Below are 13922 nucleotides of genomic sequence, written 5' to 3' on the forward strand. Positions count from 1 at the left end.
GTGCAGCATTCTAAACCACGCCACGACACGACACTCCGGGCCTAAGGCTCAGCTGTGCGAAACAGTGCGGTAGTAATAGATGCATCACAAATCAATCGCGCCGATGAGGGACCCGCTTCCGCCATGAAACGTCTGCTTCCCGCAGTCTTATCCGTCTGTATATCCGCTGCAGTTGCCGCAGGAGCCATGACTGCTCCCCAAGCACATGCGGTTGACGTCACAAATCTTTCGCTAGGAAGCAAGCAGACACAACAGCTTTTTGCAGGCTCCTCCCTTGGCCCGATACTTAGTCCAGGTAACGGCTCGCCGATCGACAACGTATCCGCCTACATCCACGGCTCGTCGCAAGGCGCACAGCAAGCCGTACAGGACAACTGGCGCAAGGCATACAACCAACTCCCCCAACAAGTTCGAGATAGCGTGCCACCTCACCTGCGCCCTGCACCGCAGGAAGAAGAGACTGTGCCGGTAACCGTGGTCCCGGCAGCGGAGCCAACGTTGTCTCCTAACGCAACCAACTGCAGCAATTGCGTAGCAATTACGTACGACGACGGACCGGTTCCCGGTACGGAGCGCCTGCTCGACATCTTCAAGCGCAAGAATGCGCATGCGACGTTTTTCGTCGTCGGTAACAACGTCAATGCAAACCCGAAGATCCTGCGCCGCATCCGCGCCGAGGGCCACACGATTGGCAACCACTCGTATTCACACCCGGACCTGGCGCGCCAATCCGACGCGACGATCGGGTCACAGCTCAGCGACACGAGTGCTGCCATTGAGAAGCAATCGGGAGTGAAGGTGCACTGGGTGCGCCCGCCCTATGGTTCCTACGACGGCCGTGTAATCAATGCTTCCAAGGCCCGTGGCCTATCGCTGGCAATTTGGGACGTTGACACGATGGATTGGAGCCACCGTGACACCGCACGCACCTGCTCCATAGCGGTCAATCAGGCGCAAGCTGGATCGATTGTGCTCATGCACGACATCCACGAGCCGACCATCAACGCAGCGGAATGCATCATCGATGGTCTGCGCGCCAAGGGGCTGCGTCCGGTAAGCCTCGACGAGATGATTAAGGACCCCGTCCCGGGGCGTGTGTACACCCACGCGAATTAGCCGTTAGACTTCGTCGCCATGACTGATCCAGGCGAGCATACAGACGAGCAATCGGAAGACACTGCAGACCGCGAAGGTTGGCTCAAGGCACTTCCCTATGCCGTTTTTGCACTGTATGTGATCGCACCTGCACTCCTCATTCCCGTCGCTGGCACGCCATGGCTCCTCGTTGGTTTCATCTTTGCTGTCGCTGCTATCGCGGGGCTTGTCGACGGCTACTGCTTCCGTCCCTCTTGGACATTGCCACTATCCGCCGCTGGCGGTTTCTGGGTGGCGAAGATCCTTTACTTCAATAACGGCACCTTCATCTATGCACTCGGCGTGGCTGTCGTGTCGGCACTTTGCGCATGGCTGATGTCTTTGGTGCGCAAGCAGCCGGCCCCGGTGTCGTCGACAAGCAGTGCGCAGGTGTAGCCGATGGAAACCTGGAGCCTCAACCACCCGAAGTATGGGCTTATCGAACTGCGTGTGGGATTCGACCGCGACTTCGCGGCAGAGGACCCTGAGTGGCCCGGAGATGAGACTGACAAGGAAGGTACGCTAGCCACAGACGAGCACACCCTGCGCGAACGCATCGAACTCTGGGCAAAGAATCCGAGTGAGCGCATGGAAGTGTGTGTCGACGGCACCGTGCAGCACCGCTACAACGACGTGAACAGCGGGCGACTCCCCCTTTTTGGAAACGGCGGGGCAAAACTCGAGACTCCAATGGGGATCGGCGTTGACCGCCAAAAGCCTCACCTTAAACTGCGTGCAAGTGGCTTCGACGAACTGCTCAGTGTCGAGTTTCGGGAGGGCGACACCATCGTCGAGTTCGACCCTCCAGAAGGCTCACGCGGTGCGAAACGGCGTCGGACAATGGAATCGAGTTCGCTCAAGCGCACACTCATCCCTATGGCCGAAGGCTTGGGCAAAGGTGGCTGGGCGCTGGCGGTGATTGTCCTCGGTCCGATCGTAAGCCGAATCATCGACCGACTTCTGCGCTACCTTCCGGACTGGGAACTCCCCGACATCACCTTGCCGCACATGGATCTTCCGGTCCCGCACCTTCCCCAAATGGATCTTCCGCTCCCCCAGATCAACTGGCCTGAATTAGACCTCCCAGACTTGCCCGAGTGGGTTCTTGTTGCGCTCGAATACTCCAAGATCTGGCTGCCAATCCTCATTGGCGTGGTTGTCGGAATCGTGGCCTTGCGCAACCACAAGAAGTCTGAACAGCAAAAAGCCGCCTGGGACAAACCCCAAGCGGCTTCGAAGGAAACTTAAACGCCTGCGGCTGCGCGCAAGTCGTCCACCTTGTCGGTGTGCTCCCAAGGCACATCGATGTCTGTGCGACCAAAGTGGCCGTAGGCAGCGGTTTGGCTGTAGATCGGGCGCTTCAAATCCAAATCACGGATGATCGCATCCGGTCGCAGATCGAAGACCTTCTCCACTGCCTGCTGGATCGACTCGTTGGTCTGCCCCTCAGCGGCGGTACCGAACGTCTCCACGTACAGGCCAACCGGGGTTGCACGACCAATTGCGTACGCAACCTGAACCTCAACACGGTCTGCGAGGCCCGCAGCGACAATGTTCTTCGCCACCCAACGTGTCGCATACGCGCCGGAGCGGTCCACCTTTGAGGGATCCTTGCCAGAGAACGCGCCACCGCCATGGCGTGCCATACCGCCGTAGGTATCCACAATGATCTTGCGTCCGGTCAGGCCTGCGTCCGCCATCGGACCACCGGAGATAAACGAGCCAGACGGATTGATCAGGACCTTGGTGTCCTCGCGGTAGAACTTCTCCAGACCGGCATCTTCCATGACCCAAGCGATAACGTGCTCTCGCAGCGCCTTCTCAAGTGCCTCACCAGTGAAGTGTGGGTCGTGCTGCGTGGAGATCACGATCGTGTCGATAAACGCCGGGGTATCACCGTCGTACGCAAACGTGACCTGAGTCTTGCCGTCTGGGCGAAGGCCGTCGACGATGCCCTCGTGGCGCACTTGGGACAGTCGGCGTGAAAGGCGGTGCGCAGTCGCAATCGGCAACGGCATGTACTCAGGGGTCTCGTTGGAGGCGTACCCAAACATTAGCCCCTGGTCACCCGCACCAGACTGGTCAGTCTCTTCAGTGGAGGCCTGTTCGCGCACCTCCTGGGAGGTGGTCACGCCATCCGCAATCTCCTGCGACTGATCACCGATTGCGATGTTGACGCCACAGCTGTTGCCGTCGAAACCAACCTCGGAAGAGGTGAACCCGATTTCCACCAATTTGTCGCGCACGATCTTCGCAATATTGGAATACGCAGACGTGCGCACCTCTCCAACAACGTGAACCTGTCCAGTGGTAACGAGCGTTTCCACTGCAACGCGGGACTGTGGGTCCTGCGCGAGCATGTCGTCCAAAATCGCGTCCGAGATCGCATCGCAGATTTTGTCTGGGTGCCCTTCAGTGACGGACTCACTGGTGAACAGTCGGTAGTAAGTGTCGAGTGACAACGGATCTTTCCTTTACGTGGCCTTGAGGCTGATTCTCCAACAGACTAGACCAAGCGGTCTAAGTACGCAAAGCTAAGCGCGAAGCTTTTCAATCGCATTCCAGATCCGAGCAGCTACCTCGTGTTTCGTTCCGTCCTCAATTTCCAGTTCTTCGCCAGACGCACTCAACAACCAACCGCGATTAGTTGACTGGCCAAACACATTGCCACCAGCAACCGAGTTCAGCATGAGCAAATCCGCGCCCTTACGCTTGAGTTTCGCGCGACCATTCTCAAGTTCGTTGTCCGTCTCAGCTGCAAACCCGACGATCGTGGCATGAGTCTCGCCGGCATCTCGCTTTTCGACGAGACCTTTAAGGATGTCCGGGTTCTCGGTCAAGCGAACAACGGAGAGCGCGTCATCACTCGTGCCCTTCTTCAGTTTCGTCGTAGCTTCCGATTCTGGACGGTAATCGGCCACGGCGGCCGCCATCACGATGATGTCTGCGTCTGCGGCACGCTCATCCATCGCGTCTTTCATCTCACGTGTGGATTGCACACGCACCACTTCTGCCCCTGAGGGCACAGATAGTTCCGCGGTTGCTCCAGCCACGATCGTGACCTGTGCTCCCCGCTGCGCTGCGATGTCCCCGAGCGCAAACCCCTGCTTGCCAGAGGATCGGTTACCAATGAAACGCACAGGATCAATATTTTCTTGCGTTCCTCCCGCGCTAATAAGTACGCGGGTTCCTGCGAGCGTCTGCTTCATTGGACCGGTTGCCAACACCGTACGGGCTAGCTGCGCAATCGCCTCAGGGTCCGGCAAACGACCCGGACCCGTGTCCTTTCCCGTCAGGCGCCCATGCGCCGGCTCAAGAACCGTAATCCCACGCGAACGAAGCACCTCTACATTGTGTTGCGTAGCTGGGTTATTCCACATTTCGGTGTGCATTGCAGGCGCAAGCACGACGGGGCATGTGGCCACAAGAATGGTTGCAGCCAACAGGTCATCTGCTCGGCCTGCTGCGACACGGGCCATGAGATCAGCGGTTGCAGGTGCGACAACGATGAGATCGGCCTCTTGACCGAGACGGACGTGCTGGACTTCGTCGACACGTTTGAATACCCCAGTATCAACAGGGTTTCCGCTCAGCGCCTCAAATGTTGCCGCACCCACAAACGACAACGCGCTTTCCGTAGGGATAACGCGCACATTATCGCCATGCTCTTTAAAGTCGCGGACCAAGTGGCATGCCTTATACGCAGCAATTCCGCCGGAGACACCGATCACAACGTTCTTGGGGGCAGACGTGGCTTCGCTCATGTGGGCCAAGCATACAAAAACGCCGTTGTGCGAGCCCCAATGGCTCGCACAACGGCGTCATTAGCAGAAGCGTTTACTGGCCTTCCTCGTGCTCGAGGAGACCTGCCTCGATCTCACGCAGCGCGATCGACAGCGGCTTCTCACCAGGCTCTGGCGTTACCAGCGGGCCGATGAACTCGAAAACACCATCTTCGGAGTTCTGGTAGAAGCTGTTGATCTGACGTGCACGCTTGGCTGCAAAGATCACCAGAGCGTACTTCGACGAGACCTTCGTCAGCAGTTCATCGATCGGGGGCGCGGTAATGCCGTCCGGGGTGTCGTAGACACGTTCCTGCTGAGTCTCCTCAACAGCGGTGTCCTGCGACAGGTCATTGGTTGATTCAGTCACTAAAACCCACTCGCTAATTGTTGTCGGATGTTGCGCCTAGAAGGATGCGCGCAATGTGTGCAACGGCATCGTCGACATCGTCATTCACAACAACGGTGTCGAACTCCCCTTGCGCATCGAGCTCCTCGCGCGCGGTGGTGAGCCTGCGCTCAATCACAGCTTCCGTCTCGGTCCCACGACCCGTGAGACGTTCAACGAGGACTTCCCACGACGGGGGTGCAAGGAACACTGTACGCGCTTCAGGCATGAGCTGCTTGATGTTGCGAGCACCTGCGAGGTCCACCTCTACGAGTACCGGGCGCCCGTCTGCAAGAGCTTCACGGACCGGACCCGCAGGCGTGCCCGAGCGCTGAAGGCCTCCGTGAATGTCAGCCCATTCCAGCATCTCACCAGCATCGATGCGCTGTTGAAAATCATTCGAGGAGACGAAGTAGTAATCCCTGCCGTCGACTTCGCCCGGGCGTGGAGCCCGAGTTGTCATCGAGACAGAAAAGTAGAGGTCCGGCACCTCGCCGCGCAGGCGGCTAACCACCGTTGACTTACCTACGGCAGACGGTCCGGCCAAAACGACCAGCTGCCCGCGGGGCGCCACCTCAGCCATGTTTAGTTCTCTTCGAAGCCGAAGCGCTCGAGCAGAGCACGACGCTGACGCTCACCCAGGCCACGCAGGCGACGGGTCTGAGCGATCTCCAGCTCCTCCATGATCTCGCGAGCCTTGACCTTGCCAACCTTCGGCATGGCCTCGAGCAAAGCGGAAACCTTGGTCTTGCCGATGATCTCGTCGGTGTCAGCCTTCTCCAGCACGTCCTTGAGCGTGGTCTCGCCGCGCTTCAGGGAGGCCTTCAGCTCAGCGCGCTTCTTGCGAGCCTCAGCCGCCTTCTCGAGGGCTGCCTTGCGCTGTTCATCGGTCAACTGTGGAAGTGCCACGGGTTCCTCCATGTAGGTAGTTCATTCAATATGTTCAGGCCGACTCGTGCCGGCGCGGGGCCTCCTCCACACTCTGCGTTCCAGGAGACGCACCGCATCCGACACAGTCTAACACTGCATCTGGTTGGCACCGGGAAAATGGAGCGCATTCTTGCTGCATTTCTCCATGTCACCGTTGCGACGCACCTAAACTACCAGGGTTTTTCTCAGCCGATGAAATGGACCCGCTAGTTATGGCTGTTTTACCAGTTCAGCGACACGTTTCCGCAGTTCAATAACGTCCGGCCCAGCAGACAAGACGGAACGGGAAACATTCGGGAACACCAGGTGTGCGTTTGCACCTGCAATCTGCGCCACGTCTTCCATCGTCGCTCCCTGCGCTCCGACTCCAGGCATAAGCACTGGAGCATTGAGCGCGTCGAGCACCGGCGGCTTCGCCACGGTTGCACCGACAACGACACCAACGTGGCCTACTGCAGCGCCCTGGTTGTACGTGGCGCATTCATCGACCATCCACTGCGACACCATGCGTCCATCGATTTCACTCGTCTGAAACGCTTCAGCTTCAGGGTTGGAGTTCGCAGACATCACGAACACGCCCTTACCGTGCGCTGCAGCAAGTGAGATGGCAGGCTCCAGCGACCCGACACCCAGATACGGTGTCAGCGTGAGCGCGTCCGCTTCCAACGGTGAGCCTGGCTGCAGCCACGCGGCGGCGTATCCGGCCATCGTGGAGCCGATATCGCCGCGCTTGGCGTCCGCGACGACGAGCGTCCCGCTCTCACGGAGTGCGGCGAGGGTCTCCTCGAGTACCGCGAAACCCGCAGAGCCGAACCGCTCGTAGAAGGCAACCTGTGGCTTGACCAACGCAACTGATCCTGCAAAGGCCTCGACACACGCCGAGGAAAACCGTTGCAGACCATCAATGGTGTCCGGAAGACCCCACTTGTCTAGCAGCGCCGCGTGCGGGTCGATGCCTACACACAGTCGGCCATATTCGTTACCAGCGGCAACGAGACGCTCCCCGAAGGAGGCATGGGGCTGTACCACTACTGGCCACCCTCTGCGTTCTTGGAGACGCTGTGCTCGAGCTCCTGGAGGCTGGTCACATCAATAGAGTTGCTGCGCACTGCTTCGATGCCTTGGACTGTGGCGGTAACACCCTGCACATCGGTCATGATCGGTACATCCGCGATCACGGCTGCGGCACGGATGTCGTAGCCATCGTGGCGCGCGGTTGTCGAGCCCGCCGGAGTGTTCAGGATGAGATCAATCTCGCCGTCCAAGATCCGCTCCACGATGGAACGGCCCTTCGCACCTTCGCGGACCTCGGAGCCCTTGAGTGCTACTTCGCATTCGATGCCGTTGCGGCGCAGCATTTGCGCTGTACCTGCCGTCGCGATCACCTTGAACCCCATGGTGGACAAACGCTGGATCGGGAAGATCAGGGTGCGCTTGTCGTGGTTAGCCAGGGAGACAAAGACCGTGCCCTCCGTTGGCAGTTCGCCGTAAGCAGCGGCCTGGGTCTTAGCAAATGCCACACCGAACGACGGGGCAAGCCCCATGACCTCACCGGTGGACTTCATTTCCGGGCCGAGGATGGTGTCCAGAATCGACCCGTCTGGGCGGCGGAAGCGGCTAAACGGTAGTACCGCTTCCTTCACAGCGATCGGGTGGTTCAGCGGCAAGGATCCGCCATCGTAGTCGGACGGGATGAGGCCCTCGTCGCGAAGTTCAGCGATCGTCGCGCCGAGCATGACGCGTGCTGCAGCCTTCGCAAGGTGGACGCCGGTCGCCTTGGAGACGAACGGCACCGTACGCGACGCGCGCGGGTTTGCCTCGATGACGTAGAGGATGTCGTCCTTTAATGCGAACTGGACGTTCATCAGACCCTTCACCCCGATACCGTGAGCGAGTGCCTCAGCGGAGCGACGAACCTTTTCAATGTCGTCGGGGCCGAGCGTCATCGGCGGAAGCGCACAGGCGGAGTCGCCAGAGTGAATGCCGGCTTCCTCGATGTGTTCCATCAGACCACCGAGGTAGACCTCGTTGCCGTCAGACAACACATCGACGTCAATTTCGATGGCGTTGTCAAGGAAGCGGTCCACAAGCACTGGGTGGTCCGGGCTGAGCTCGGTTGCGCGCTCGATGTAGTTGCGCAGGGAGTCTTCGTCATAAACGATCTCCATGCCACGGCCTCCGAGCACGTAAGACGGGCGCACGAGGACGGGGTAAGCAACCTTGTTGGCCACTTCGCGAGCCTCTTCGAAGGAGGTTGCGGTGCCAAATGCGGGAGCTGGAAGCTTGGCTGCTTCGAGCACCTTGCCAAACTCGCCGCGGTCCTCCGCCAGATCGATTGCCTCGGGGCTCGTACCGACAACCGGCACGCCCGCATCCGCGAGTCGCTGCGCGAGGCCCAGCGGGGTCTGACCGCCGAGCTGCACAATAACGCCAGCGACCTCACCGGTAGCGGCTTCCGCACGGTAGATCTCCATCACGTCTTCGAACGTCAACGGTTCGAAGTAGAGACGGTCCGCGGTGTCGTAGTCGGTAGAAACGGTCTCCGGGTTGCAGTTGACCATCACGGTCTCGTAGCCGACGCGGGACAGTTCCAGGGCGGCGTGGACACAGGAGTAGTCGAACTCGATGCCCTGACCAATGCGGTTCGGACCAGAGCCCAGGATGATGACCTTGCCCTTGCTGTTTTCCTTTGCACCGGTGAACTGGTCAACCTCAGACTCGGCAGCCGGGTCGAGTTCGTACGCCGAGTACAAGTACGGAACCTTCGCCTCGTACTGGCCCGAGCAGGTGTCGACGGTCTTGAAGGTCGGGTGGATACCCAGCGTCCATCGCAGTTGACGCACGCCGTCTTCGCCCGCGAGTTCTGGGCGCAGCGTAGCAATCTGGGCGTCGGACAAGCCTTGAGCCTTTGCCTCACGCAGGAGACCTGCGTCAAGCACAGGGGCGTCGATAAGCACCTGGCGGAACTCGACCAGCCCAGCGACTTCCTCGAGGAACCACGGATCGATGCCGGAGGCTGCGTAGACCTCATCAACGCTCGCGCCGAGGCGGAGCGCAAGCTCGACATCGTAGAGACGCTTGTCGGTCGGCACCTTAAGGTCTTCGAGCACCGCTGCGACGTCATTTGCACGCTCTCCTGCGACGTACTCGTCGGAACGAGTCCAGAAGCCGTTTGGCTTGTCTTCCATCGAGCGCATGACCTTGTTCAGGCCCTGGATGTAGTTGCGGCCAATACCCATGGCCTCGCCAACCGCCTTCATGGAGGTGCCCAGAGTCTCGTCCGAGCCCGGGAACTTCTCAAAGGTAAAGCGTGGCATCTTGACGATGACGTAGTCGAGGGACGGCTCCTCAAGCGCAGTGGTCGCGCCACCGGTCATGTCGTTGGCAATCTCGTCGAGCGTGTAGCCAATAGCTAGTCGGGTTGCCACCTTTGCAATCGGGTAGCCGGTCGCCTTCGACGCAAGTGCAGACGAACGCGACACGCGCGGGTTCATCTCGATCGTGATCATGCGGCCGTCTTTGGGGTTGATGGCGAACTGGATATTGCAGCCACCGGTCCTGACACCGACTTCACGGATGATGGCCTTGCCTTGTTCGATCATCTTGGTGACCTCGGGCTCGGTCATCGTCAACACCGGCGCCACCGTGACAGAGTCGCCCGTGTGGACACCCATGGCATCCACGTTCTCAATCGTCGCAACCGTAATGCAGTTGTCATCCGAGTCACGAATGAGCTCGAGCTCGATTTCTTTCCAACCGAGGATGGATTCTTCAATGAGCACGTTCGCTTCTGGCGATGCGGTCAAGCCGTCGCCGGCGATGCGGTGCAAGTCATCCATGTCATAGGCAAGGCCGGAACCGAGACCACCCATGGTGAACGACGGGCGCACGACGACTGGGAAGCCGAGCTCCGCAACGGTTTCTTCCACTTCTTCCATGGTGTAGCAGACACGGGAACGGGCGGACTCGCCGCCGATCTTTTCAACAATGTCCTTGAACTTTTGGCGGTCTTCGCCGCGCTCAATCGCGTCGATGTCTGCGCCGATGAGTTCAACGCCGTGCTTTTCCAGAATGCCAAGGCGGTCGAGTTTGATGGCTGTGTTCAGCGCAGTCTGCCCACCAAGCGTCGGCAGAATCGCATCAACCGGGTGGCCTTGCTCTGCCTCGCGGGCGAGGATGCGGTCGATGTACTCCGGCTGGATCGGCTCTACGTACGTGTGGTCGGCGAACTCAGGGTCGGTCATGATCGTCGCCGGGTTCGAGTTGACCAGGGTGACGCGCAGGCCTTCTTCTTTGAGCACGCAGCACGCCTGGGTGCCGGAATAGTCAAACTCGCACGCCTGTCCGATGACGATCGGCCCGGAGCCGATGACCAGGACGTGGTTGAGATCTTCTCGCTTCATAATGTTTCTCCTGGTCTTTCTTTTAAGCTTCTTGCTTTTCGACGATTACCTGCACGCGCACCGACTTACCCTCGTGCTGCGCCTGAGAGACGTGGCGGACCAGCCTGCGGGTGTCTACACCCCAGATGCCGGTAATGCCCTGCGCCTTCATTTCTTCTTCCAGGCTGTGCTTTGCTTCCTGGTTCGATGCGATGCGAGCGAGATCGCGGATCACCACGGCTTTTGCCGTGATTGCCGTACGTCCCTCCCCTGCTCCTTCACCTGTCCAGCCAACATTGCCGATGTGCGGTGTAGCGAACACCAGGATCTTGCCGTCGTTATCGGCAGAGCACATTTCGCGCTCGTAACCGAACATATCGATGATGCTCTTGAGATCGCCTTCAATGTCACCTTCCGGTGCTGCGCCGAAGACGAAGCCGGTGAATTTCTCGCCTGTGTCGAGGACGAGTTGTGCGCGGGTGCGCTGCTGCTGTGTTTGTGTCATGGGTTTAGGCCTTCTTTGCAGAGTAGGTTTGGGTGCCGCGCAGCCAGGTGCCAACTACGCGTGCGTTAAATTCGATGCCTTCGTAGGGAGTGTTCGACGCCTTCGACGCCATATCCTTGCCCTTTGCGGTCCAGGTGTCCTGTGGATCAATCAAGGTCAGGTTTGCTGGCTCGCCAACCGCGATCGGACGGCCCTGGTCCTCAAGCCGCAGAATTTCGGCAGGGCGCTCGCTCATGACCTTGGCCACGAAGCGCCAGTCAGCAAGACCCGATTCGACGAAGACTCGGTGCACGATCGCCATGGACGTTTCTAGGCCGAGCATGCCTGGCTTGGCGTGCTCGAACTCCACGCACTTGTCTTCAGATCCGTGAGGAGCGTGGTCGGTGGCGATGACGTCCACGGTGCCGTCGAGAAGCGCTTGCTTGAGCGCTTCAGCGTCGCGCTTCTCGCGCAGCGGCGGGTTGACGCGGAACAGGCCGTCGTAGGTGGACAGCATTTCGTCGGTAAGCAGCAGGTGGTGCGGGGTGACCTCTGCCGTAACGTTGATGCCCTGTGCTTTGGCGAAGCGAAGCAGCTCGACCGTGCCTTCGGTCGACGCGTGGCAGAGGTGGTAACGACCACCGTAGTCACGAGTCATGATGGCGTCGCGTGCGACGATGGATTCCTCCGCGACACGCGGCCAACCGCGAAGCCCCAGGCGCGCTGCCTGCTCGCCTTCGTGGGCGACAGCGCCCTCGGTCATTCGGTGATCTTCCGCATGCTGGGCGAGAATCACGTCGTGTGCCTTGGCGTATTCGATAGCGCGGCGCATGAGCTGCGGGTCGTTGACGCACTTGCCATCGTCAGAAAACATGCGCACACCGCTGCGGGCCATCAGACCGATCTCGGTAAGCGTCTTGCCCTCGAGTCCCTTGGTAATCGAGCCCACCGGGTAGACATCGCATTTACCGTACGTCTGGCCCTTCTCCCAGACCGCCTCGGCGAGGAACGGCTGGTCGATCACTGGGTTGGTATTCGCCATGGTGAATACAGCGGTGAAGCCTCCCTTGGCGGCAGCATCCGAGCCGGTAGCGATGGTTTCGGTGTCCTCGCGGCCCGGCTCACGCAGGTGCACGTGCATATCGACGAGACCAGGAAGCAACACGTTGCCACCACAGTCGATGGTTTCATCAGCATCGTCAAACGGGTTTTCCCCAATGGAGTCGATGACACCGTCTTCCACGTCAATGAGAATGCTGGTCACGTCCTCGCCATATGGACGAACGTTGTTGAGTGCAAGCTTGGTCACTTGATCGCTCCTTCTTCGCCGCCAGTGCCGGCGAGCAGTGTGAACAACACGGCCATGCGGGTGTACACGCCGTTAGAGACCTGGCCGAGAACGACAGCATTGTCGCGATCGGCCACGTCGTAGTTAATTTCCATGCCACGCAGCATCGGACCCGGGTGCATGATCAACGCCGAATCCTTCATGCGGTCGGCTCGGTCAACGCTCAAGCCGTACAAGGTGGCGTACTCGCGGTGCGACGGGAAGAACCCGCCGTTCATGCGCTCGGCCTGCACGCGCAGCATCATCACGACATCTGCGTACTCAATCTCGGCATCGAAGTCATACGAGACACGTGCCGGCCAGAACTCCACACCGGTAGGCAGCAGCGTCGGCGGCGCAACCAACACAACCTCTGCGCCCAAGATGTGCAGCAGGTCCACGTTCGAGCGAGCAACACGGGAGTGCAAAATATCGCCGACGATCAGGACACGCTTTCCAGCGACATCGCCAATGTGCTGGCGCATGGTCACCGCATCTAGCAAAGCCTGTGTCGGGTGCTGGTGCTGGCCGTCACCTGCGTTCACGATGCTTGTATTCGGCAACCACTTGGCCAGAAGCTGTGCCGCACCCGAAGCAGGGTGGCGCATGATGATCGCGTCTGCACCGATTGCCTCCAAGGTTGCAGCGGTGTCTTTGAGCGATTCACCCTTCTTCACCGAAGATGAAGACGCAGACAGATTGATCACATCGGCGCTCATCCACTTGCCCGCTGTCTCAAACGACGAGCGGGTACGCGTCGAGTTCTCGTAGAACAACGTCATCACAGTGCGGCCGCGCAGGGTCGGAAGCTTCTTGATCTCACGACCATCCAGAGCTTCCCGGAAGCGGTCCGCTTCATCCATCAGCTCGATGATCTCTTCGCGGCTGAGATCTGCAATATCGATGAGGTGCTTCATTTACGCCTCCCGTTCCAGGGTCACGCGATCTTCACCGTCGAGCTGGGCGATCGCGACAGTGACATCTTCGTCCTTCGATGTGGGGATGTTCTTGCCTACGTAATCCGCGCGGATTGGCAGCTCCCGGTGGCCACGATCGACCAGCACTGCGAGCTGGATCGCGGCTGGCCTACCGATGTCGCGCAGCGAATCAAGGGCGGCGCGAATGGTTCGGCCGGAGTACAAGACATCGTCGACAAGCACGACAATTGCCCCGTCGATGTCGACCGGAATGTGGGTTGGGCGCAGTGCCCGATGTGGCTTGTCGCGGAGATCGTCGCGGTACAAAGTGACGTCGAGACTGCCTACTGGCACGCTCACGCCTGAAAATTCTTCAACCGCTTCCGCAATACGCTGCGCTAACGGAACACCACCGGACGGGATCCCCAGCAGAATGACCTGCGGTCCGTCGCTGTCGTCCAGCGTTGTCTTCTCGATGATCTGGTGCGCGATGCGTGCAACAGTGCGACCGACGTCCTGAGCGTTCAGCAGCTCAACCGTCGACCGTTCGTTTCCACTCATCGAACCTCCTTCCCCGC

At 59.6% G+C, this 13922-nt stretch carries 14 protein-coding genes; 3 read left to right on the forward strand and 11 right to left on the reverse strand.

Features of this window, described 5'->3' with window-relative positions; translation table 11 throughout:
- The first annotated feature begins 186 nt into the window (after window positions 1-186).
- Genes HMPREF3171_RS10095 through HMPREF3171_RS10105 form a run of 3 tightly spaced genes read left to right on the forward strand, consistent with a single transcriptional unit; the run spans window position 187 to window position 2382 of the window.
- Window positions 187-1116, forward strand: a complete 930-nt coding sequence (locus HMPREF3171_RS10095; RefSeq protein WP_070484836.1) for a polysaccharide deacetylase family protein — start codon at window positions 187-189, stop codon at window positions 1114-1116.
- Window positions 1117-1134: 18 nt separating this feature from the next.
- Window positions 1135-1530: a hypothetical protein gene (locus HMPREF3171_RS10100; protein ID WP_070451390.1), complete on the forward strand. Its 396-nt coding sequence runs from the start codon at window positions 1135-1137 to the stop codon at window positions 1528-1530.
- 3 nt (window positions 1531-1533) lie between these two features.
- Window positions 1534-2382, forward strand: a complete 849-nt coding sequence (locus tag HMPREF3171_RS10105) for a hypothetical protein (RefSeq protein ID WP_070484837.1) — start codon at window positions 1534-1536, stop codon at window positions 2380-2382.
- Here the strand turns inward: HMPREF3171_RS10105 and metK are convergent.
- The 11 genes from metK to pyrR form a co-directional block, all read right to left on the reverse strand.
- Complete coding sequence (gene metK / locus HMPREF3171_RS10110) at window positions 2379-3596, reverse strand: methionine adenosyltransferase (protein WP_070423106.1); 1218 nt, start codon at window positions 3594-3596, stop codon at window positions 2379-2381. The two genes, HMPREF3171_RS10105 and metK, sit on opposite strands and share 4 nt — an antisense overlap.
- 72 nt (window positions 3597-3668) lie before the next feature.
- On the reverse strand, window positions 3669-4898 hold the full coding sequence (gene coaBC, locus HMPREF3171_RS10115; RefSeq protein ID WP_101733075.1) for a bifunctional phosphopantothenoylcysteine decarboxylase/phosphopantothenate--cysteine ligase CoaBC: 1230 nt from the start codon (window positions 4896-4898) through the stop codon (window positions 3669-3671).
- Between the two features lie 73 nt (window positions 4899-4971).
- Window positions 4972-5286: a DNA-directed RNA polymerase subunit omega gene (gene rpoZ / locus HMPREF3171_RS10120; RefSeq protein ID WP_371325710.1), complete on the reverse strand. Its 315-nt coding sequence runs from the start codon at window positions 5284-5286 to the stop codon at window positions 4972-4974.
- Window positions 5287-5299: 13 nt separating this feature from the next.
- The gene (gene gmk / locus HMPREF3171_RS10125) at window positions 5300-5887 is read right to left on the reverse strand and encodes a guanylate kinase (protein WP_070423104.1); all 588 of its coding nucleotides are present in this window, start codon (window positions 5885-5887) and stop codon (window positions 5300-5302) included.
- A 2-nt stretch (window positions 5888-5889) separates the two neighbouring features.
- Window positions 5890-6213, reverse strand: coding sequence for an integration host factor, actinobacterial type (mihF, locus tag HMPREF3171_RS10130; protein ID WP_070423240.1), 324 nt, complete (start codon window positions 6211-6213; stop codon window positions 5890-5892).
- 231 nt (window positions 6214-6444) lie between these two features.
- A complete protein-coding gene (pyrF, locus tag HMPREF3171_RS10135) occupies window positions 6445-7263 on the reverse strand; it encodes an orotidine-5'-phosphate decarboxylase (protein ID WP_070484839.1) in 819 nt (272 codons plus the stop codon).
- Window positions 7263-10637 (reverse strand): carbamoyl-phosphate synthase large subunit, encoded by a 3375-nt coding sequence (carB, locus tag HMPREF3171_RS10140; protein WP_246815367.1) that lies wholly within the window; start codon window positions 10635-10637, stop codon window positions 7263-7265. The genes pyrF and carB overlap by 1 nt, the downstream gene beginning before the upstream one ends.
- Before the next feature lie 22 nt (window positions 10638-10659).
- Window positions 10660-11121, reverse strand: a complete 462-nt coding sequence (locus tag HMPREF3171_RS10145; protein WP_070451382.1) for a carbamoyl-phosphate synthase domain-containing protein — start codon at window positions 11119-11121, stop codon at window positions 10660-10662.
- Window positions 11122-11125: 4 nt separating this feature from the next.
- Complete coding sequence (locus HMPREF3171_RS10150) at window positions 11126-12409, reverse strand: dihydroorotase (protein ID WP_070423100.1); 1284 nt, start codon at window positions 12407-12409, stop codon at window positions 11126-11128.
- Window positions 12406-13344, reverse strand: a complete 939-nt coding sequence (locus tag HMPREF3171_RS10155) for an aspartate carbamoyltransferase catalytic subunit (RefSeq protein ID WP_070484841.1) — start codon at window positions 13342-13344, stop codon at window positions 12406-12408. The genes HMPREF3171_RS10150 and HMPREF3171_RS10155 overlap by 4 nt, the downstream gene beginning before the upstream one ends.
- Window positions 13345-13905 (reverse strand): bifunctional pyr operon transcriptional regulator/uracil phosphoribosyltransferase PyrR, encoded by a 561-nt coding sequence (gene pyrR / locus HMPREF3171_RS10160; RefSeq protein WP_070423098.1) that lies wholly within the window; start codon window positions 13903-13905, stop codon window positions 13345-13347.
- Between the last annotated feature and the right edge of the window lie 17 nt (window positions 13906-13922).

The organism is Corynebacterium sp. HMSC08F01, assembly GCF_001807545.1.
Classification (GTDB): domain Bacteria; phylum Actinomycetota; class Actinomycetes; order Mycobacteriales; family Mycobacteriaceae; genus Corynebacterium; species Corynebacterium coyleae.

Coding starts and splice junctions, on each gene's coding strand:
- coaBC (WP_101733075.1), bottom strand. CDS start 4,898: ATGAGCGAAGCCACGTCTGCCCCCAAGAACGTTGTGATCGGTGTCTCC.
- HMPREF3171_RS10155 (WP_070484841.1), bottom strand. CDS start 13,344: ATGAAGCACCTCATCGATATTGCAGATCTCAGCCGCGAAGAGATCATC.
- HMPREF3171_RS10095 (WP_070484836.1), top strand. CDS start 187: ATGACTGCTCCCCAAGCACATGCGGTTGACGTCACAAATCTTTCGCTA.
- HMPREF3171_RS10105 (WP_070484837.1), top strand. CDS start 1,534: ATGGAAACCTGGAGCCTCAACCACCCGAAGTATGGGCTTATCGAACTG.
- pyrR (WP_070423098.1), bottom strand. CDS start 13,905: ATGAGTGGAAACGAACGGTCGACGGTTGAGCTGCTGAACGCTCAGGAC.
- carB (WP_246815367.1), bottom strand. CDS start 10,637: ATGAAGCGAGAAGATCTCAACCACGTCCTGGTCATCGGCTCCGGGCCG.
- gmk (WP_070423104.1), bottom strand. CDS start 5,887: ATGGCTGAGGTGGCGCCCCGCGGGCAGCTGGTCGTTTTGGCCGGACCG.
- HMPREF3171_RS10100 (WP_070451390.1), top strand. CDS start 1,135: ATGACTGATCCAGGCGAGCATACAGACGAGCAATCGGAAGACACTGCA.
- HMPREF3171_RS10145 (WP_070451382.1), bottom strand. CDS start 11,121: ATGACACAAACACAGCAGCAGCGCACCCGCGCACAACTCGTCCTCGAC.